This window comes from Micromonospora sp. SH-82 (genome assembly GCF_051132485.1).
GTDB lineage: Bacteria > Actinomycetota > Actinomycetes > Mycobacteriales > Micromonosporaceae > Micromonospora.
Window position 1 is genome coordinate 4,799,317 of record NZ_CP148049.1, and the last position, 20,603, is coordinate 4,819,919.

The following is a 20,603-nucleotide window of genomic DNA, read 5'->3' on the forward strand; positions in this document are numbered from 1 at the left end:
GTCACTCCTCGCCGTCCTGGTAGTGCAGCACCACCTCGGCGACCGGGACGCCGTCGACGGTGACGGTCCCGCTGCGGCGGCTCCCGGTGCCCTGGACGGTGACGGTCAGCTCGTCGTCCAGGTCGACGGTGCGCAGGAACCGGCACGACACCAGCTCGGTCAGGACCAGCTCCGGGTCGGCGGCCAGCACGGTGCGGTGCACGTAGTCGAAGAGGTACACCCCGGGCAGCAGCGGGAAACCCGGGTAGTGTCCGGCGAACGCCGGGTCGTCACGGTCGGGGCGTACCCGGGCGACGATCTCGTCGGGGGTGGCGGCGGTCAGTTCGATCCGCGCGGTGGTCGCGCACTCGGGCGGGATGACGGTGGTCACCACCCGACCGTCCCGAGGGCGGCTATATCTTCTCTATGCCGCACCCCGACGGCGGGCCGCGCGCCACCCTCCCGCCCACCGGCCATGATCCGCCGGTCGGCCCGGTCGGCCTTCTCCCGGGCGAAGACCCGGACCAGGTTGTGGAACCGGTGCCGCTGCCGCCGTCCCCCGTCGGACCCGGCGACCTCCAGCAGGCGGGCGTCCACGAGCGTCTCGGCCACCTCCTCGCCGACCCGGCGGGACACCCCCAGCACCCGGGCGGTGGCCCCGATCGGGTGCTCGGCCGTCCGGAGCAGGGCCAGGCGACGCAGCGCGACCTGGCTGTCCTCGCCGAGCGCCTGGTAGCTGCCCTCGATCCGGGCCCGGACGTCCAGGGTGCCCAGCCGCAGCTCGTCGAGGCGGAACCTCTCGTGGGCGAGCCGCTGGGCGAGGTACCCCAGAGACCAGTGCGGACGGGCGATGAGCCGGGCCGCGGCGACCCGGATCCCGATCGACAGTCGCCCGCACATCTGCACGATCCGCCGGGCGGCGGCGGGCTCGGCGGAGACCCGCTGCGGACCGACGATCGCCGCGAACAGGGCCAGGGCCTGCACCGGGCCGAGGATCCCCACCTCCATCCGGGTGACCCCGGGCAGCTCCGACAGGCGCCCCCGGCAGGTCAGCAGCACCCGACAGGACGGGTCACCCGGCAGCAGCGGACGGACCTGGGCGTCGTCGGCGGCGTTGTCGAGCAGCACCAGGACCCGGCGGCCGGCCAACTGGCTGCGGTAGAGGCGCTCCCGCTCGTCGAGTCGGGTCGGGATCTGCGCCTCGGAGTTGCCCAGGCTGCGCAGGAACCAGCCGAGCACGTCGTGGGGGTCGGGGGCGTTGCCCCGGGTGCCGCCCAGGTCGGCGTAGAGCTGTCCGTCGGGGAAGTCCGGGCGGCACAGGTGCGCGGCCCGCAGCGCCAGGGCGGTCTTTCCGATCCCGGCCATCCCGGTGAGCAACGCCGTCGGCGGCGCGGCCGACGCCGGGCCCGCCAGCAGCCCGGTCAGCCGCCGCAACTCCTCGGCCCGGCCGCAGAAGTCGTCGGCGGCCGGCGGGAGCATCGCCGGATGCACCGGACGCCGACCCCGGTCGGTGACCTCCGGGGCCTCGACGGCGGGCACCGGGGTCCCGGCCAGCACCGCCTGGTACGCCTCGACCAACGCCGGCCCCGGGTCCACCCCCAGTTCCTCGGCGAGGACCCGCCGCCCCTCGTGGTAGACGGCCAACGCGTCGGCCTGCCGGTCGCAGCGGGCCAGCGCGGTCATCAGCTGACTGCGTACCCGCTCGTGCAGCGGATAGGTGGTCACCAGGTCGGTCAGCTCCAGCACCAGCTCGACCTGCCGACCCAGCAGCAGGTCGGCGTCGATGCGGTGCTCCAGCACCGCCATCCGCAGCTCCGTCATCCGGTGCGCCTCGGCCTCGACGAGCTGGTCGGTCACGTTGGCCAGGGTGGTCCCCCGCCACAGCGCCAGGGCGGCGTGCAGCAGTCGGGCCGCCTCCCGGTGCTCCCCGGTGCGCAACGCCCGACGGCCGAGACCCGCCAACCGTTCGAACTCGTCGAGGTCCAACCGGCCCGCCCCGATCCGGATCAGGTAGCCGGACCACTGTCTGACGATCTCCACCCCGTCACCGAGGTACTTGCGGAGGCGGGAGACGTAGTTGTAGAGCTGGGCGGCGAACGTCGCCGGCGGTCTCTCGCCCCACAGCAGCTCACACAGGCGGGTGTCGGGCACCGTCCGCCCCCGGGCCAACAGCAGCGCCGCCAGCACCGTCCGTTGCTTGGCGCCGTCCAACGGGACCTCGCCGTCGTCCTGCCAGGCGCTCACCGGCCCCAGTACGCGAAACTCCACTGTCGCTCCGATCGGGTCGGTTCATCCGACTGTCGGAGACTCACCAACATCAGCCGCCGACGCATGTGTACGGGGTACGTAATTTCTGCGTAGCGGCCGGTGCGGCCGGGGCAATGATGAGCGATTACGACCGATGCGTACGGCCGGGGTTCCGGCACGGTCTGTCGCACCTGCCCTGACCTGCGGTTGGTCCCGGAAGCCCCGGCGAGCAGCGGCGACGGACAGAATTTGGGTGGTTCCTACGCATGAGTTCGAGGGCCGTCGTTGGCACCCTCGTTCCGGTGAGCCCCACCACCGCCGACACCACCCGCAGCCGCGCCCCGTACGGGCCGCAGCTGCCGGCGGCCGACTGGTGGGCGGGGGCCCTCGCGTTGCACGAGCGGGTCGACCCGCAGACCGGTCAGTGGGGTGCCCCGGACGTCGACGCAGACCGGCTCGCCGTCGCCCGGCAGCGGCTGGGGAGGTGGCGGACCGACCACGGTCCCCGGCTCGCCCCGCGTCTGCGCGAGTTGGGTCTCGACGAGGACCGGTTGGTGGCGATCCTGGCCGAGCCGAGGTCGACCCTCGCCGCCCGGGTCCGCCGACCGGACTGGGTGGACGTGGTGGAGTCCGCGGTCCGCGCCGCCGAACCGCTGCACCCCGACGCCGACGTCCCGGCGGACTGGCGGGCCGCCTTCGCCCTGCCGCTGCGTCCCCTCCTCGACCAGGCGACAGCGAGGCTCCGGGCCGGTGCCCCCGGCGGTGACGCCGTCGACACGGCCACGCTGACCGAGACCCTCGCCGACCGGCTGGGTCGCCGACTGGCCGGTGTGAGCGCCCGTATCCTCGTCGCCGAACTGCACCGGCAGCGGGCCGCCGGGCTCCTCGTCGGCGACGACGGCCGGGCCCGGTTCGGCGACTTCGTCCGCCGCTCGTGCACCCCGACCGGCCTGGCCGACCTGGTCACCCGGTACCCGGTGCTGGCCCGGTGGTGGGGGCAGGCGGCGATGCAGGCCGCCGACGCCCTGCGGGAGCTGGTGACCCGGTACGCCGCCGATCGTCCCGACCTGGTCGGGACGCTGCTCGGCGGCGTCGACCCGGGTCCGCTGGTCGCCGTCGAGGACCGCCGGGGCGACTCGCACCGGGGTGGGCGCAGCACCTCCGTCGTCCGGTTCGCCGACGGCCGCCGATTGGTCTACAAGCCCCGCGACCTGACCCCCGACGTCCGGTTGCGGGTCTTCGTCGACTGGTTGAACGCGGCGGTGCCCGCCGTCGGCCTGCGGACCGCCGACTGCCTGCCCCGCACCGGCTACGGCTGGACCGAGTACGTGTCGGCGGCCCCGCTCGCCGACTCCGACGCCGCCGGACGGTTCTACCGACGTCAGGGCCTCCTGCTCGCGCTCGCCCACGCCCTGAACACCACCGACCTGCACTACGAGAACCTGATCGCCAGTGGCGAGGACCCGGTGCTCGTCGACGCGGAGACCCTGTTCCACCCCGGGTGGGGGGACCCGGTCGACAGCGGCGACCCGGCCGCCGACCTGCTGGCCGCCTCGGTGTACCGGACCGCCCTGCTGCCGATGATCGTGGTCGGCGACCAGGGGATCATGGATCTGTCCGGGGTCGGCGGGGACCGGGGGCGGCAGAGTCCCACCAGCCGGGTGGAGTGGGCCGACCCCGGCACCGACCGGATGCGCCTGGTCCGTCGGGCGGGCACCTTCGACGGCGCGCTCAACCAGCCCCGCGTCGGCGACCGGGTGATCCGTCCGGAGGAGCACGAGGCGGACTTCCTGCACGGGTTCCGGCTCGGCTACGCCGCGGTCGAGGCCGACCGGGACACGTTCGGCAGGCTCGTCGAGGAGTCGGCGTCGGCGACCGTCCGGCTCGTCGTCAGGCCCACCTGGTCGTACCGGACCCTGCTGGACGAGGCCACCCACCCGGACCTGCTCCGGGACGGCCTGGACACCGACCGGGCGTACGGGGTGCTGTGGGGCCGTACGGGCGGCCACGGTGACCCGGTGTTCGCCCGGCACGAGGTCACCGCGCTGTGGCGGGGCGACGTCCCGTACTTCACCGCCTCGGTCGGCGGGCTGTGGTTGACCGGCCAGGACGGGGAGCGGACCGGCCTGCGGCTGCGGCGTCGGGGGGTGGACGAGTCGCTGGACCGGATCGCCGGGTTCGGGGAGTCGGACCGGCAGGACCAGGAGTGGGTGATCTCCGCCTGCCTGGCCACCCGTCGGCCGGTCGGGGGGCACCACGACGCCGTCGTCTCCTCGGGACCGCCACCCGGCACGGCGGCTCCGCCGTCACGACTCCTCGCTGCGGCCTGCGCCGTCGCCGACCAGCTCGTCGCCCGGGGCGTACCCGGTCGGGGCCGGGTGAACTGGCTCGGCCTGGAGCTCGTCGACGACAGGCAGTGGCTGCTGCTGCCCATGGGGGCGGGCCTGGCCAACGGGTACCTCGGGGTGGCCCTGTTCCTCGGTGAACTCGCCCGGGTCAGCGGGGTCCCCCGCTACGCGGAGGTGGCCCGGCGGGCGGCCGGTGCCACCGGCCCGCTGTTGGACCTGCTGGCGCAGCGGCCGGAGCTGGTCAGGGCGGTCGGCTGCGGCGCCCTGCACGGCCTCGGCGGGGTGGCGTACGGCCTGGCCCGACTGTCGACGCTGCTCGACGACGGGCAGCTGCGCGAGTGGACGGGGACCGCTGTCGAGCTGGCCGCCACCGTCGTCACCCCGGTCGACGACGGGGTGGACTGGGCGACCGGTCGGGCCGGCTGCCTGGCCGCCATGACCTCGGTCGACGCCGAGCTGGGGCTGGACCGGGCCGGATCGGTCGCCCGGGCCTGCGCCGACCAGCTGGCCGACCGGACGGTCACCGACACCGGGGCACCGGCCGCCACGGGTTTCGCCGACGGCGCGGCGGGCGTCGCCTTCGCGCTGCACCGGTACGTCGCCTCGGGGGCCGGGACCGACCGGCACGCCGCAGCCGCCCGGGCCGCCCTGACCCGGGCGGCCGGGACCGCACCCGCCTCCTCGGGGTGGTGCGGCGGAGCGGCCGGCCTCGCCCTCGCGGTGGCCACGTCGACCCTCGACCCCGCCTCGACGACACCGGACGTGTCCGGCGGGGGGCACCCCACCGACCTGGACGGCCTCGTCCGGCGGCTCGCCGAGCGGCCCTTCACCGACGACCTCAGCCTGTGCCACGGCGAGTCGGGGGTCGTGGAGGCGCTGACCGTCCTGACCGCCGGCCCCGCAGGGGCGGCGGCGGGTCGGGCCCGTCGCCGCCGGGCCGCCCTCGTCCTGGACGCCCTCGGGTGGCCTGGCCGGGTCTGCGGCACACCCGGCGGGGTGCCCACCCCCGGGCTGCTCACCGGCCTGGCCGGCATCGGCTACGGCCTGCTCCGCAGTGGCCTGGCCGAGCAGGTGCCGTCGGCCCTGCTGCTCGAACCGACTTCGCGGCCGATCGAACCCGGTCGGCCGCCGCCCCCCGGCACCACCACCCCGATGGATTAGAAGGAGAAGGCGAATGTCACACATGGACGCTCGGCTCCCGCACGACGAGACCCACCACGAGGCGACTCCGCACGACGAGGTGTCCGTCGACGTCGAGGCGGTCGGCGAGTCGCAGACCAGCTCGTTGCTGGCCTTCGGGCTGCGGACGGCGGCGCTCGCCGGTCTGGTGGTCCCGGTCGGTCTGCTGGTCGGACGACTGGTCGCCGGGGACGCCGGGGACGCCGTCGCCTCCCCGCTGACGACCTGCTGCCCGACCGTCCCCATGTGACGTTCCCGGCCGTCCGGGCGTCACCGGGCAGGTCGGGAATCCGTCGGCAGCGGTCGGGACCACCACTGCCGGCGGCCGGTGACGGTCCTCAAATCCCATCGATGGGGACCGTCACCGGCGAACCCTGGTCTTGCGGGAATTGCATCGCTATCGTTTCTCACGTGCACAGCCGATCCCGGATCATCGTGGGGCGAGACGTGGAGCTGGGCACCCTACGGGAGCGCATCGACGCGGCCCGGTCCGGGCACGGCGGCGCCGTCTTCCTCGTCGGCGAACCGGGCATCGGCAAGTCCCGGCTGGCCGGGGCGGCGATCGAGTTCGGCTACACCGCCGAGATGACCCTCCTGCGCGGGCGGGGCAGCGCCCTCGGCACCGCTGTGCCGCTGCGACCGCTGACCGAGGCCGTCCTCTCCCTCCTGCGATCCACCACTGTGGACGTCGCCGCCCTCGGCCCGTACGGTCCGGTGCTCGGCCGACTCGTACCCGACTGGGGTCCGCCCCTCGCGGGTCAGGAGAGCGGCTCGGTGGTGATCCTCGCCGAGGCCGTCCTGCGCCTGACCAGCCTGGCCGGACAGGGCCGGGGATGCCTGATGGTCCTCGACGACCTCCAGGACGCCGACGCCGAGACCCTGATGGTGGTCGAATACCTGATCGACAACCTCGCCGGGCAGCCGACCCTGCTCGTCGGTGCCATCCGGGCCGACGACACCCCGGCCCTCCAGGTGGTCGAGGCGGCGGCGCGGCGCGGACAGTGCACTCTCGTCGAGTTGGACCGGCTCGGCCCGCAGGAACTGCGCACCATGACCGGGGCGTGCCTGGGCGTGCCCGGCGACGAGGTGCCCACCGCCGCCACCGACCTGGTGTGGGGCAGCAGCGGCGGCAACCCGTTCCTGATCGAGGAGATCGTGGCGGCCATGGTGGAGGAGGGGCTGCTCCTGCCCGACGGGGCGGGGTGGCGGCTGGCCCCCCGACCACCGGCCACCCTGCCGGCGGCCTTCACCCGGAGCATGGCCCACCGGATCGAGCGGCTCAGCCCACAGGCCCGGGAACTGCTCAGCGTCGGTGCCCTGATCGGACAACGGTTCGCGGTGGCGGTGGTGCAGACGGCGACCGGGTTGACCGAACGGGACCTGCTCAACCACCTGCACAACGACCTGGTGTCGCAGCTGGTCGCCCCGGACGACCAGCTCAGCGACTGGTACGCCTTCCGGCACCGGATCACCCGGGAGTCGCTGCTCGCCCTCGTCGAACCGGACAGTCGGGTGGAGTTGGCCCGGACGGTCGCCGAGGCCGTCATGAAGGTCCACCCCGACCTGCCCGGGGAGTGGTGTCAGATCGCCGCGACCCTGCACCTCGACGCCGGACACACCCGGGAGGCCGGCCGGCTCTTCGCCGAGGCGGGCCGGCGGGCCCTCGCCCAGGGCGCCCCCACCTCCGCGCTCACCCTGCTCGACCAGGCGTGGACCCTGCAGGCCGACGACGCGCCGCAGACCCGGGCGGACACCCTGGAGAGCCTGTTGCAGGCCCTCGGCGAGACCGGCCAGGTCAAGCGGGCCCTGGAGCTGGTCAACAGCCCCGACCAGGTGGCCCGGCTCGACCCGCGCCGCCGTTCGACCCTGCACACCAGGCTGGCCTGGACCGCTGTGGTCGCCGGTCACCTGCCCGACGCCCTGGCCCAGGTCGAGATCGCCAGAGAGCTGCTCGGCCCGGACGCCGCCGCCGAGGACACCGCACCGATCGACGTCGTCGCCGCCCACCTGGCACTGGACACCCCCGGCCAGGACCGGATGGAGGTCGCCGAGGCGCTGGCCCGACGGGCGGCCACCGTCGGCGCGGCGGTCCCCCTGCCGGTGGTGGCCTGTCAGGCCTGGCAACTGCTCGGCGCCCTCGTCCGGCACCGCGACCCGGCCGAGGCGACCCGGTGCCTGGAACGGGCCCGGTCCATCGCGGCCGACCACGACCTGCCGATCTGGGAGATCCACGCCCTGATCCGACTGGGCAACGACGACGCCCTGCGCGACGGCACCCTCGACCGGCTGGAGGAGGCCCGGGAACGGGCCCGACGCACCGGCGCGGTCACCGCCCGCCAGCACGCCGAGGCCAGCATCGCCCTGCACCTGATCATGCGGGGTGACTATCCGACCGCCCGGGACCTGATAGACCAGGTGCTGACCGCCACCACCCGGCTCAAGCTGATCGAGACCACCCAGTACGTCCTGCTGCTCGGGGCGGTCCTCGCCGCGCACCAGGGCCGCCGGGCCGAGATGGAGTCGTCGCTCGCCGAGTTCCGCCGCTGGGAGGGCGACGAGAGCCTGCACGCGCAACGGGTCCACGGGCTCGCCGGCACCTTCTGCGCCCTGCTGGAGGAGGACCGACCCACCGCGCTGACCGAGTCGGCGGTGGCCGTACGGGCCGAGGAGACCAACCCCACCGTGTTCCACCTGGGCGGACGACTCGGCCTGGACATGCTGCTCAGGGCCGTCGTCGACGACCTCGACTGGGCGACGTACGACAAGCTCACCACCGACCCGGCCAGCCGACTGCGGTGGGACAGGCAGTTCGCGCTCTTCGCCCGGGCGGTCCTGCTGGGCCGGGCCGGACGCGACGAGGCGGCGACCGAGACGGTGGCCGAGGCGCTCCAGGTCGGCGCCCGGTACGCCATGGGCCGCCACCTGGCCCTGCGGCTGGTCGCCGAGGCGGCGCTCGCCGACGGGTGGGGGACCCCGGTGGAGTGGCTGCGTACCGCCGAGGACTACTTCCACCGGGCCGAGATCGCCCCGGTGGCGGGGGCCTGCCGGGCGTTGCTGCGCCAGGCGGGCGCCCGGGTCGGCCAGCGGCGTCAGGGTACCGGCGAGATCCCGTCGGCGTTGCGGTCGGCCGGAGTCACCGTCCGTGAGTTCGAGGTGTTGCGCCTGCTGACCGGCCGGTTGAGCAACCGGGAGATCGCCGAGCGGCTGCACCTGTCACCCAGGACGGTGGAGCGTCACGTCTCCAGTCTGATCACCAAGACCGGCCTACCGAACCGGATCGCCCTCAGCGACTTCGCCGCCGGGGCGGGCTCCGCCTGAGACGCAGGGAAGCCCTTGTCGACGGCGGGGAACCCCACTCACGACGTCGGGTCCCGGCTAGGGGGTGGGGTCACCGGGTGGTCCAGTCGACGGGCCAGCACCAGGAGCAGCTCGAACCGGGCGGCCGGGTCGTCCAACGCGTCGCCGTACAGCTCACGGAGGCGGCCCAGCCGGTAGCTGACGGTCTGCGGGTGGACGAACAGCTCGGCGGCCACCTCCGTGCGCGAACCCCAGTGCCGCAGCCAGGCGTACAGGGTCGACATCAGACTGTCCCGCTGCCCCGGGCGTAACCGGGCCAGCGGGGCGAGACGACGGTCGGTGAGCACCGCCAGCGCCCCGGTCTCCCCGCGCAGGGTCAGCGCGGTCAGCCGGTCGTCGACGAAGACCGGCCCCGGACCGGCACCGGCCGTCTCGGCGGTGAGTTCGGCAAGCCGTACCGCCGCCGGCACCCGGGACCAGTCCAGGGCCGGGCCGACCACCGCCGACCGCCCGGCCAACACCTCCACCAGCCGGGTACGGGTCGTCCGGGCACCCGCCCGCAGCAGGAGGACCGCGTCCCGTCCACGTTCGGCGACCAGGGCGTCGGACCCGTAACGGAACCGGGCGTCGCGGGCCTCGTCCTGCGGCAGCAGCACCGGCACCACAGCGCCGAGGTCGGACCAGCCGACCCGGGTCGCCGCCGTCTCGACCGCCTCGGCCAGGCCGTCGCCGCGCAGCAGCAACTCGGCCAGGTGCCGGCGACGGCGGTCCCCCTCCCCGGCCTGTTCGCGCAGTTGCTGGGCGTACCCGTCGGTGCTGGCCGCCGTCAGTTCGTCGACGTACGCGCTGACCGCGTCGGCGAGGTCGATCAGCTCCCGGGTGTCGACGGGACGCAGCCCGGCCAGGGACTCCGACGCCGTCCGCAGCAGCAGCCGCGCCGCCGTGCGCAGCGCCGCCAACAGCACCTCCGGCCCCCGGTCCTCCCGGGCCTCGGCGGCCCCCAACGCCACGAAGACCGCCCGGAACCGGGGTGGCAGCGCCGGTTCGTCGGTGCCGACCAGGTCGACGAAACGTTCCAACGCCACCTCGACGGCGGTGTGGACGTCCCTGTCGAACTTGGCGTCGGAGATGCCGGCGAAGGCCGGGGTCGCCTCGGTGACCGCCCCCGCCACCGCCCCGACCGTCGTGCCGAGCTGCGGACGCATCGCGGTCGCCAGGTCGACCGGAAGGTGCCGCCACGGGGTCACCGACGGGATCACCACCGGATTTTGTCACGCGGTGACAGATCGGGCCGGTTTTCTCGCTGCCCGGGAGACGGTGATCCGTCGGACCCGCCGGGCGAGGATGGTCGGGAACGACGAGCGAGGAGGATCCCGTGGAGCACCGCCTGTCCCGCCGACATGTCGTCGACATGTGCGCCACGATGCTCGAACGGGGCTACCTCAAGGCGACCGAGGGCAACGTGTCGGTCCGGATCCCCGGTCACCGGCTGTACGCGGTCACCCCGAGCAACTACGACTACGACCGGATGCGGGTCGAGGACGTCTGCATCGTCGACTTCGACGGCAGGCACGTGCCCGACGACTCCGGTGCCGGGTTGGCCCCCTCCATCGAGTGCGGGATGCACGCCAACATCTACCGGGAACGGCCCGACGTCAACGCGATAGTGCACACCCACCAGCCGTACGCCTCGGCCCTGGCGGTGCTCCGCAAGCCGATCCCGGCCCTCTCCGACGAGCAGGTCCGGTTCCTGGGGCGGGAGGTGGCGATCGTCGACTACGCCCCGTCGGGCACCGGGTTCCTCGCCCGCAACGTGCAGAAGAAGGTGGCCTCCGGGGACAACGCCTTCATCCTCGCCAACCACGGGATCGTCGCGTTGGGCACCGACCCGGACCGGGCGGTGTTCAACATGGCCCTGCTGGAGAAGGTCTCCATCGCGTACCTGCTGGCGTTGACCACCGAGTCGGGCCGGGTCTACACCGTCCCGACGGCGATCCGGGAGATCGCCTTCGGCAAGCTGCGCGCCGACGAGAAACGGATCGCCGCGCAGATCACCAAGGCCGTCGAGCCGCGTCGGGTCCCCGCCGACGAGGAGCTGCCCAGCGCCGACGCCCACGCCGCCGAGATCACCGCCGGGTCCGCGTCCGACGCCCTGGCCGCCGACGACGAGGCCGCCCGACTGGGGTACGCGATCAGTGAGTACCCCGACGTCGACGACGTGATGCGGCGGCTCAAGGCGCTCACCGCCCAACCGGTCCGGGGACTGCGCCACGACGCCCTGCTGGACGTCCTCGGCTACTTCGACACCAAGTGCCGGGCCAGCCGGGAGATCACCGACCGGGCCAAGCGACGGATCCCCGGCGGGGTGCAGCACAACCTGGCCTTCAACTACCCCTTCCCGTTGGCGGTCGAGAAGGCCGAGGGCGCCCACCTGGTCGACCGGGACGGCAACGTCTACATCGACTTCCTCCAGGCCGGTGGACCGACGATCCTGGGCAGCAACTACGCCCCGGTCAACGAGAAGGTCGCCGAGGTGGTCCGCGAGTCCGGGCCGGTGACCGGCCTGTTCCACGAATACGAACTCAAACTCGCCGAGATCATCCACCGCTACCTGCCGCACGTCGAGATGTACCGGGCGCTGGGGTCCGGCACCGAGGCGGTGATGGCGGCCGTACGCGGTGCCCGCGCCTTCACCGGCAAGAAGATGGTGATCAAGGTCGGTGGGGCGTACCACGGCTGGTCCGACACCGTCGTCTACGGGCTGCGGGTGCCGGGGACGTACCGGATGAACGCCAAGGGGATCCCGTTCGGGGCGACCAGCCGGACCCGTGAGTCCTTCCCGCACGACCTCGGGCAGCTGCGCCGCAAGCTGGTGGAGAACCGGGTCCGGGGCGGTACGGCGGCGGTGATCGTCGAGCCGGTCGGCCCGGAGTCCGGCACCCGCCCGGCCCCCCGCGACTTCAACGCCGGGGTCCGACGCCTCTGCGACGAGTTCGGCGCGCTGCTGATCTTCGACGAGGTCGTCACCGGGTTCCGCCTCGGCCTGGGCGGGGCGGCCGGCTACTTCGGGGTCACCCCCGACCTGACGGTGCTGGGCAAGGCGGTCTCCGGCGGGTACCCGATGGCCGGTGGGGTCGGTGGACGGGCCGACGTGATGGCGGTGTTCGGGTCCGGGCTGGACGGCAAGAGCGGCGCACACATCCAGGTGGGGGGCACCCTGTCGGCCAACCCGCTGTCCTGCGCGGCCGGCTACTTCGCCATCGAGGAGATGGCCCGGACCAACGCCCCGGTGATCGCCGGGCGGGCCGGTGACCGGCTCACCCGGGGACTGCAACGCCTCATCGACCGCTACGGTCTGCCGTACGTCGCCTACAACCAGGGGTCGATCGTGCACCTGGAGTGCAGCGGCGTGATGCTGCTGGACATGCGCAACCCCGTCAAGCTGCTCAAGGAGAACAAGGCCCGCAAACGGCTGATGGAACAGATGGGTGCCGCGTACGCCGCCCACGGTGTCATCACCCTCGCCGGGTCCCGGATGTACACCTCGATGGCCGACACCGACGAGGTGATCGACGACGCCCTGACCCGGTTCGACCAGGTCTTCGCCCTGGTCGAAGGGGTCTGACGCGAATGGCGGCACCGGCCCCGCAGGTGCTCGCGATCGACCTGGGCACCTCGGGGATGAAGGCCGCCCTGGTCGCCGCCGACGGCACCGTCACCGGCTGGGCGGAGCGGGCGGTGCCGCTGCACGTCCTGCCCGGTGGGGGCGCCGAGCAGGACCCGCGCGCCTGGTGGTCGGCGCTCGGCGAGGTCACCGCCGACCTGGGACGGTCCCACCCCGAGCACCTTGCGGCGGTCGGGGTGGTCTGCGCCTCCACCCAGGGCGAGGGGACCATCGCGGTGGACGCCGCCGGGGAGCCCTTGACCGCCTGCATCAGCTGGTTGGACATGCGCGGGGCGGCCAACCTGCGCCGACAGTTCGGCGGGTTCCCCGCGTACCAGGGGATGTCGGTGCGGCGGATCGCCCGGTGGCTGCGGCTCACCGGTGGGATGCCCTCGGCGACCGGGAAGGACCCGGCCGCCCACATGCTCCTGGTCCGCGACGAGATGCCGCAGGTGTACGCCCGGACCGCGGCCTTCCTCAACGTCCTCGACTGGATCAACCTGAAGTTGACCGGGCGGACCGTCGCCACCGTGGACTCGATCCTCACCTCCTGGGTGACCGACAACCGGCGCCCCGGTGACATCCGGTACTCCCCCGCCCTGGTCGCCGACTGCGGCATCGACGCCGACAAGCTGCCGCCGATCGTGGCCTGCACCGAGGTGATCGGCACCCTCACCCCGGCCGCCGCCGCCCACCTCGGCCTGCCGGAGTCGGTACGGGTGGTCGCCGGGGCCGTCGACAACACGGCCGCCGCCGTCGGGGCCGGCACCACCGGCGACCACGACCCGCACCTCTACCTGGGCACCTCGTCCTGGGTCGCGGCGCACGTACCCCGCAAGAAGACCGACGTGGCCGCCGGGATCGCGGCGGTGCCGTGCGCCCTGCCGGACCGCTACCTGATGACCGCCCTGCAGGCCACCGCCGGGGCGAACCTGACCTGGCTGCGGGACAAGGTGGTGGAGTTCGACGACCCCCTGGTCGGGGCGGGCCACGTCACCCGGGACGAGGGGTCGATCTTCGACGCGTTCGACGCGATCCTGCCCACCGTCCCGGCCGGGGCCAACGGCGTCCTCTACACCCCCTGGTTGTACGGCGAACGCGCCCCGGTCGACGATCCGCACCTGCGCGCCGGGTTCGTCAACATCTCCCTGGACACCAACCGGTCGGACCTGCTGCGCGCGGTCTTCGAGGGGGTCGCGTTCAACACCCGGTGGTTGATGCGGGCCGTCGACCGGTTCCTCGGCGCGCCGGTCACCTCGATGGCGATCACCGGTGGGGGCGCGTCCTCGGAGTCGTGGTGCCAGATCTTCGCCGACGTCCTCGACGTCGAGATCCGACGCGACGCCCGGCCGCTGGCCGTCAACGCCCGGGGAGCCGGGTGGATCGGGGCGGTCGGGACCGGGCAGGTCACCTTCGCCGACCTGCCCGACCTGGTCCGCACCGACCGGGTCTTCGAGCCGACAGCGGCGCACCGGGCCGTCTACGACGAGACCTTCGACATCTACCGTGACCTGCACAGACGCCTCGCCCCGATCTATCGGAGGCTGCACCGGTGAACCCGGTCCGCCGCCCCCTCCCCATGATCAGCTCCGCCGGGGTGGGATGACATCATGTCGGGCATGGATATCTACGAGGACGAGCGGACCGTGTCGCGGGCGGACCTGGCCGCGTGGCTGCGCCAGCTGGCCAGCCAGTTGGAGGAGACCGGCAAGATCTTCTACGGTGCCGGCGGGGCGGTCGTCGTCGCCGACGAGGTCGAGTGCGAACTGGAGATCGAGGAGGACGGCGACGAGCTCTCCGTCGAGATCGAGTTCTCCTGGACCAAGGCGAAGCCGGCCGAGGCCACCACCGAGCCGACCGCCGAGACCGACTCCGACGACAAGGCCGACGCCGAGTCGGACACCACCGGGTAACGACGCCGCGACGCGGTGACGAACCGCCTTGGCCTGGGAGCACCCAGGCCAAGGCCAGTCCGGGGAAGGCCGACCCGCTCGGTCGGTCGACGTGGCGTGACCTACGTCCGGTCGCGGAGCTGCCCCCTCGTCGCCCCACCCCGCCCGTGCTCCACGGCCGGGCGGGTTGCCGACGACGACAGGTCCCCGACGGCACCGAGGCGGGCGGCTGCCGCAGTATCCGCCACTGAGGTGGACCGCTTACCGATCTCGCGTTCGACCACGATGTTCAGGTAGGTCACGGCATTCACCAGCCTCTCCTGGGCATTGACGGTCGCCCGGTGGGCATGGGGGAGGTAGATGTTCGGGTACCTCACCCTCACGGCGCTCATGGCCTCCGAGCGCTCCCGGACAGTGGCCATCCTCTGCTCCGTCTCCGGGTGACGGGCGACAAGAACCCGCTGGTTCGCCGACAGCTCGTTGTACTGGGACAGGGTCTGCGGCAGCAGCTGCGCTCGCAGTTCCTGAACCGCCAGATCCTCGTCCTGCCACAGCTGCGCCTCCAGCGGGTCGATGACATAGGGTTTGTCGCTCACAGGAATCTCCTCAATCGAGACCGGTGGAGACCTGCCCTACGAGATCCGACAGTCAGTGGTTCACCGGCGCGGGGAGGTCATCCCCGCACCGACGAACCACTCCGGCGGCGGCGTACGGGTCAGAAGTCGTCGTCGAAGGCGACGGTTCCGGTCACGCCCACCTGGTACGCGGAGACCCGACGTTCGAAGAAGTTGGACAGTTCCTGGACGTCCTGCAACTCCATGAACCCGAACGGGTTGGCCGAGCCGTACCGGGGGGCGATGCCGAGCTGCGCCAGTCGACGGTCCGCGACGTACTGGAGGTACTCCCGCATGTCGGTCAGGGTCAGACCGGGCACCCCCTGGCCGAGCAGGTCCTCGGCGAACTGGACCTCGCACTCGACCGCCTCGGCGACCATGTCACCGACCTGCCGGGCGAGGTCGTCGTCGAAGAGGTCCGGCTCCTCCCGGCGTACGGTGTCGACCACGTCGAAGGCGAACGCCATGTGCATCGACTCGTCGCGGAAGACCCAGTTCGTGCCGGAGGCGAGGCCGTGCAGCAGGCCCCGGGACCGCAGGAAGTAGACGTAGGCGAAGGCGCCGTAGAAGAACAGCCCCTCGATGCAGGCGGCGAAGCAGATCAGGTTGAGCAGGAAGGCCCGCCGGTCCTCGCGGGTACGCAGCTCGCGCAGCTCGTCGATGGAGTCGATCCACCGGAAGCAGAACTCCGCCTTGCGGCGGATCGACGGGATGTTCTCGATCGCGGCGAACGCTTCGGCCCGCTCCTGCTCGTCGGGGACGTACGTGTCGAGCAGGTTCAGGTAGAACTGGACGTGGACGGCCTCCTCGAACAGTTGACGGGACAGGTAGAGCCGCCCCTCGGGCGAGTTGACGTGCTGGTAGAGGTTGAGCACCAGGTTGTTGGCGACGATGGTGTCCCCGGTGGCGAAGAACGCGACGAGCCGACTGACCAGGTGCCGTTCGGCCGGGCTGAGCCGGTCGAGGTCGGTGAGGTCTGCGTGCAGGTCCACCTCCTCCACCGTCCAGGTGTTCTTGATCGCGTCGCGGTACCTGTCGAAGAAGTGCGGGTAGCGCATGGGCCGGAGGGTGAGGTTCATCCCGGGGTCGAGCAGCATGTGCGTAGTCCTCGTGGCGTCGGGGTCGCGTGGCACGGCGGAGGGTGTCGCGGAGACCGTCACTGGCACGCCTCGCAGGACTCCGGGTTCTCCAGGGAGCAGGCCAGGGCCTCCGCCTCGGCGGTGCTGGGCAGCACCGCGACCAGGGACGCGGAGGCGGCAGCCGCGGCCGAACCGGCCAGGGCGGCGGGCGCGACGGCTGTCGAACCGGCGGCGACGGTGGCCTGCTGGATCCGGGTGGCCGGACGCGACCGCAGGTAGTAGGTGGTCTTCAGGCCGGACTTCCAGGCGTACCGGTACATCGAGGAGAGCTTGCCGATGGTGGGTGCGGCCAGGAAGAGGTTCAGCGACTGCGACTGGTCGATGAAGGGCGACCGGGCGGCGGCCAGGTCGATCAGCGCCCGTTGCGGCAGCTCCCAGGCGGTCCGGAACAGCTCCCGTACGTCCGCCGGCAGCTCCGACACCCCCTGGACCGACCCGTCGGCCCGGCGGATCTCGGTACGGATCCGGTCGGTCCACAACCCCCGTGCCTTCAGCTCCCGGACCAGGGCGGTGTTGATCTGGAGGAACTCACCGGACAGGGTCTCCCGCTTGAACAGGTTGGACACCTGCGGCTCGATGCACTCGTAGCACCCGGCGATGGCGGCGATGGTGGCCGTCGGGGCGATCGCCACCAGCAGCGAGTTGCGCAGCCCGGACGCGGCGACCCGCTCGCGCAGCGCCGACCACCTGTCGGTCTGCACGCCGGTGACCCCCCACAGGTCCGGTTGCAGCTGTCCCCGGGCGGCCCGGGTCTCGGCGAAGGCCGGGTGCGGGCCGAAGCGCTCGGCCAGCCCGGCCGAGGTCTCCAGGGCGGTGAGGTACAGCTCCTCACCGATCCGGGTGGACAGTTCCTTGGCCTCCGGCGAGTCGAAGGGCAGCCGCAGGGCGAAGAAGACGTCCTGCAGGCCCATCATGCCCAGCCCCACCGGACGCCAGCGGGGGTTGCTCGCCGCCGCCTGGGGGGTCGGGTAGTAGTTGATGTCGATGACCCGGTCGAGGAAGGTGACGGCGGTCCGCACCGTGGCGCGCAGCTTCGCCCAGTCCAGGTCCCCGTCGGCGAGGTGGGCGGCGAGGTTGACCGAGCCGAGGTTGCAGACGGCGGTCTCGGAGTCGCTGGACACCTCGATGATCTCGGTGCACAGGTTGGACAGGTGCACGACGTTGCCGGGCTCGGCGGTCTGGTTGCACAGCCGGTTCGAGGCGTCCTTGAACGTCATCCAGCCGTTGCCGGTCTGGGCCAGGGTCCGCATCATCTTGCCGTACAGCTCCCGGGCGGGCAGCTGACGCACGTAGCGACCCTCGGCCTCGGCGGCCCGGTACGCGGCCTCGAACTCCGCCCCCCACAGGTCGGACAGACCGGGGACCTCGTCCGGGTCGAACAGCGACCAGATCCCGTCGTCCTCGACCCGGCGCATGAACTCGTCCGGGATCCAGTTGGCCAGGTTCAGGTTGTGGGTCCGGCGGGCGTCCTCGCCGGTGTTGTCCCGCAGCTGCAGGAACTCCTCGATGTCGGGGTGCCACGGCTCCAGGTAGACGCAGGCCGCGCCCTTGCGCCGGCCGCCCTGGTTGACCGCCGCGACGCTGGCGTCCAGGGTGCGCAGCCACGGCACGATCCCGTTGGAGCGGCCGTTGGTGCCCCGGATCAGCGCGCCCCGGGAGCGGACCCGGGAGAATCCGATGCCGATGCCACCGGCGAACTTCGACAGGTTCGCGACCTGGGCGTAGCGCTGGTAGATGGAGTCGAGTTCGTCACGCGGGGAGTCGACCAGGTAGCAGGAGGACATCTGGGTGTGCGCGGTGCCGGAGTTGAACAGCGTCGGCGAGCTGGGCAGGTAGGCCAGGCTCGACATGAGCCGGTAGAACTCGACGGCCTCCCCGGGCTCCTGGGACAGCCCGCAGGCCACCCGCAGCAGCCAGTACTGCGGGGTCTCCAGCACCTGCCGGCCGGTCGGGTGGCGGAGCAGGTAGCGGTCGTACACGGTGCGCAGTCCGAAGTACTCGAAGCGCAGGTCCCCGGCGTCGTCGACGGCCGCGTCGAGGACGTCGGCGTGGGTGGCGACGAACCGCGCCGTGTCGTCGCCGATCAGGCCGAGGGTGTGGCCGTGGGCGACGGCCTGGCTGAAGGTGGCCAGTCCCTGCCCCCGGACCTCCGTGCCGACCTCGGCGGCCAGCAGCCGGGCGGCGAGTCGGGAGTACTGCGGCTCGGCGCCGATCAGCTCGGCCGCGGTCTGCACCACGAGGCGGTCGACCTCGTCGCTGCTCGCGCCGTCGTAGAGGCCCTCGACGGTACGGGTGGCCACCCGCATCGGGTCGACGTCGGTCAGGTCGGCGGCCCACCGGCGTACCGAGTGGGCGATCTGGTCGGCGTCGACCAGGTCGACGGCGCCGTCACGGGTGCGGACCCGGACCCGTCGTGGCCCGGACGGGTCGGACTCACCGACGGCGGCGGCCGGGAACATCTCGGTGACTGTCACCACTGACTCCTCGCGAGTTCGAGACCGGAGGGTCCGACAGCAGCGCGGGACGGACACCGGCGGACGCACGCCGGTGTCGACGCGGGCTCGCGAGGGCGTCGGCCGTCCCACGCGGCCTCGGACCGCCGCCCACCCACTGCGGGGTACGCGGCGCGCTGGCAGGTCTTCGGACTCGCGGGCCTGACCGGGATCACCGGTCTCCTACTGGCCGTCGCTTCCCAGGCCGGTGTCGGCCCAGTGCTGATGACGGCGGTCGTTCCCACTCACCGCTGCGGGGCAGTCCCGGATTCCCACCGGGTTCCCTCTTGCCTCGTCCGCTCGGGATGAGCGGCCGAACCAGCTGCGCTCGACACCATATATAGGGAGCGCAGCATTGTCACACCCAACATGTCGGGTCCGGGCGTGTCGAGGTCGTCGCAGGGCGACGGCGAAGCGGGGTGGCCACCCCGGCGGAGGCTCGGATCATCGCAAGCGCCGGGGTGGCCGGGTGCGTCGTCCGGCAGCGTCCACACCGAACCGCATCCCCCCTCATGAATACCGCCACATCGAGGTTGTTGCAACCTATGTGCAGCAGTGGCCCGAGGGGTCGGGCGGACAGACTGCTGCGGCGCGGAACTCGTCCGGGTCGACCTCCTCCGTCCCGTCCGGGTCGACGAGGTCGGCGGAGGCGAGGTCGAGGTACGCGACCAGGTCGTCGTCGTGGAGGGCGTCGGGGGTGAGCCACCCGAGCAGGGCGGCGCGGGCTCGCACCCGGTCGCCGGTCCGGCCGGTGCCCAGCTCGGCGAACTCCACCCGGGCCGGGACCTCCCCGACGTCGACGAGGTGTCGGGCCAGACCGGCCGCCGCCGGGAGGGTGAGCCGGAGCCCACCGGCCTCCGTCACGGCGTGTCGGGCGAACAGCTCGGCCCGGTGGTGCGGGGTGTGCAGGGTCAGCGAATCGGCGCGGGCCAGCAGCGCGTGCAGCCGCGCTGCCGGGGTGTCGACGATCGCCGGGGATTGCTGGATCTTGCCCAACTCGACCACCTCCGTTTAGGTTAGGCTTACCTTAGTTGAGAGGTGATGATGAACCAGTCCCGCCCGAAGATCAAGCGGTCCCGCCGACTCGGTATCCCGCTGACCCCCAAGTGCGTGCAGTACTTCGAACGCCGCCCGTACCCGCCCGGAGTGCACGGCCGGACCGCCCGCAGGACAGAGAGCAACTACAAGGTCCGGCTGCTCGAGAAGCAGCGCCTGCGGGCCCAGTACGACCTGCGCGAGGGGCAACTGCGGCGGGCGTTCGACAGGGCGGTACGCCGCCCCGGCAAGACCGGCGAGGAGCTGGTGGTCGACCTGGAGTGCCGCCTCGACGCCCTCGTCCTGCGGGCCGGCTTCGCCCGGACCATCTACGCGGCCCGACAGCTCGTCACCCACCGTCACGTCACCGTCAACGGTCGACGGGTCGACCGCCCCTCGGCCCGGCTGCAGCCGGAGGACCGGATCGGGGTGGTGGAGTCCAGCCGGACCAAGGCCCCGTTCCTCGTCGCCGCCGCCGGGGCGCACGCTCCGCAACGGACCGCCCCGTACCTGGACGTCGACCTGTCCGGGCTCACCGCCCGGCTGATCCGGCTCCCGCAACGCGCCGAGGTGCCGGTGATCTGCGACGAGCAGCTCGTCGTCGAGCACTACTCGCGCTGACCGGACCCCCGATCGAGCACCACTCGCGCCGGTCCCCCGACCGAGGCGACCACGCCGGACGACCCCGCCCCTTGGAAGGGGCGGGGTCGTCCGGCG

At 72.7% G+C, this 20,603-nt stretch carries 14 protein-coding genes and 1 riboswitch; of the genes, 7 read left to right on the forward strand and 7 right to left on the reverse strand.

Annotation, left to right across the window (positions count from 1 at the left end):
• Window position 1 precedes the first annotated feature (1 nt).
• Both WHN02_RS21170 and WHN02_RS21175 read right to left on the reverse strand, forming a co-directional pair.
• A complete protein-coding gene (locus tag WHN02_RS21170) occupies window positions 2-370 on the reverse strand; it encodes a hypothetical protein (RefSeq protein WP_350896056.1) in 369 nt (122 codons plus the stop codon).
• The gene (locus WHN02_RS21175) at window positions 367-2,247 is read right to left on the reverse strand and encodes a BTAD domain-containing putative transcriptional regulator (RefSeq protein WP_434740442.1); all 1,881 of its coding nucleotides are present in this window, start codon (window positions 2,245-2,247) and stop codon (window positions 367-369) included. Before WHN02_RS21175 ends, WHN02_RS21170 begins: the two co-directional genes overlap by 4 nt.
• A gap of 281 nt (window positions 2,248-2,528) precedes the next feature.
• Here WHN02_RS21175 and WHN02_RS21180 point away from each other — a divergent pair, with 281 nt between their 5' ends.
• From WHN02_RS21180 to WHN02_RS21190, 3 genes are all read left to right on the forward strand, one after another.
• On the forward strand, window positions 2,529-5,735 hold the full coding sequence (locus WHN02_RS21180) for a type 2 lanthipeptide synthetase LanM family protein (protein WP_434740443.1): 3,207 nt from the start codon (window positions 2,529-2,531) through the stop codon (window positions 5,733-5,735).
• A 13-nt stretch (window positions 5,736-5,748) separates the two neighbouring features.
• Entirely contained in the window at window positions 5,749-6,003 is a 255-nt protein-coding gene (locus WHN02_RS21185; protein ID WP_434740444.1) for a hypothetical protein, read from the forward strand.
• 161 nt (window positions 6,004-6,164) lie between these two features.
• Window positions 6,165-9,071, forward strand: a complete 2,907-nt coding sequence (locus tag WHN02_RS21190; RefSeq protein ID WP_434740445.1) for a helix-turn-helix transcriptional regulator — start codon at window positions 6,165-6,167, stop codon at window positions 9,069-9,071.
• A 38-nt stretch (window positions 9,072-9,109) separates the two neighbouring features.
• On the opposite strand, the gene WHN02_RS21195 is transcribed toward WHN02_RS21190, so the two are convergent.
• Entirely contained in the window at window positions 9,110-10,309 is a 1,200-nt protein-coding gene (locus tag WHN02_RS21195; protein WP_434740446.1) for a PucR family transcriptional regulator, read from the reverse strand.
• Between the two features lie 116 nt (window positions 10,310-10,425).
• On the opposite strand from WHN02_RS21195, the gene WHN02_RS21200 reads away from it, so the two are divergent.
• The 3 genes from WHN02_RS21200 to WHN02_RS21210 all read left to right on the forward strand — a co-directional run bounded on the left by WHN02_RS21200 (window position 10,426) and on the right by WHN02_RS21210 (window position 14,627).
• Window positions 10,426-12,675, forward strand: a complete 2,250-nt coding sequence (locus WHN02_RS21200; RefSeq protein ID WP_434740447.1) for an aminotransferase class III-fold pyridoxal phosphate-dependent enzyme — start codon at window positions 10,426-10,428, stop codon at window positions 12,673-12,675.
• 5 nt (window positions 12,676-12,680) lie between these two features.
• Entirely contained in the window at window positions 12,681-14,270 is a 1,590-nt protein-coding gene (locus tag WHN02_RS21205) for a xylulokinase (protein WP_434740448.1), read from the forward strand.
• A 63-nt stretch (window positions 14,271-14,333) separates the two neighbouring features.
• Entirely contained in the window at window positions 14,334-14,627 is a 294-nt protein-coding gene (locus tag WHN02_RS21210; RefSeq protein ID WP_434740449.1) for an amphi-Trp domain-containing protein, read from the forward strand.
• Window positions 14,628-14,728: 101 nt separating this feature from the next.
• On the opposite strand, the gene WHN02_RS21215 is transcribed toward WHN02_RS21210, so the two are convergent.
• The 4 genes from WHN02_RS21215 to WHN02_RS21230 form a co-directional block, all read right to left on the reverse strand.
• Window positions 14,729-15,202: a hypothetical protein gene (locus WHN02_RS21215; RefSeq protein WP_434740450.1), complete on the reverse strand. Its 474-nt coding sequence runs from the start codon at window positions 15,200-15,202 to the stop codon at window positions 14,729-14,731.
• Window positions 15,203-15,321: 119 nt separating this feature from the next.
• Entirely contained in the window at window positions 15,322-16,317 is a 996-nt protein-coding gene (locus WHN02_RS21220) for a ribonucleotide-diphosphate reductase subunit beta (RefSeq protein ID WP_434740451.1), read from the reverse strand.
• 59 nt (window positions 16,318-16,376) lie between these two features.
• A complete protein-coding gene (locus WHN02_RS21225) occupies window positions 16,377-18,818 on the reverse strand; it encodes a ribonucleoside-diphosphate reductase subunit alpha (protein ID WP_434744022.1) in 2,442 nt (813 codons plus the stop codon).
• A 155-nt stretch (window positions 18,819-18,973) separates the two neighbouring features.
• A riboswitch (cobalamin riboswitch) is annotated at window positions 18,974-19,189 on the reverse strand.
• Between the two features lie 205 nt (window positions 19,190-19,394).
• Window positions 19,395-19,856 carry a hypothetical protein gene (locus WHN02_RS21230; protein ID WP_434740452.1) on the reverse strand — a complete coding sequence of 154 codons (462 nt, stop codon included), beginning with the start codon at window positions 19,854-19,856 and terminating at the stop codon, window positions 19,395-19,397.
• A 39-nt stretch (window positions 19,857-19,895) separates the two neighbouring features.
• Between WHN02_RS21230 and rpsD the strand changes: the two genes are divergently transcribed.
• A complete protein-coding gene (gene rpsD / locus WHN02_RS21235; protein WP_434744023.1) occupies window positions 19,896-20,507 on the forward strand; it encodes a 30S ribosomal protein S4 in 612 nt (203 codons plus the stop codon).
• The last annotated feature ends 96 nt before the right edge of the window (window positions 20,508-20,603 follow it).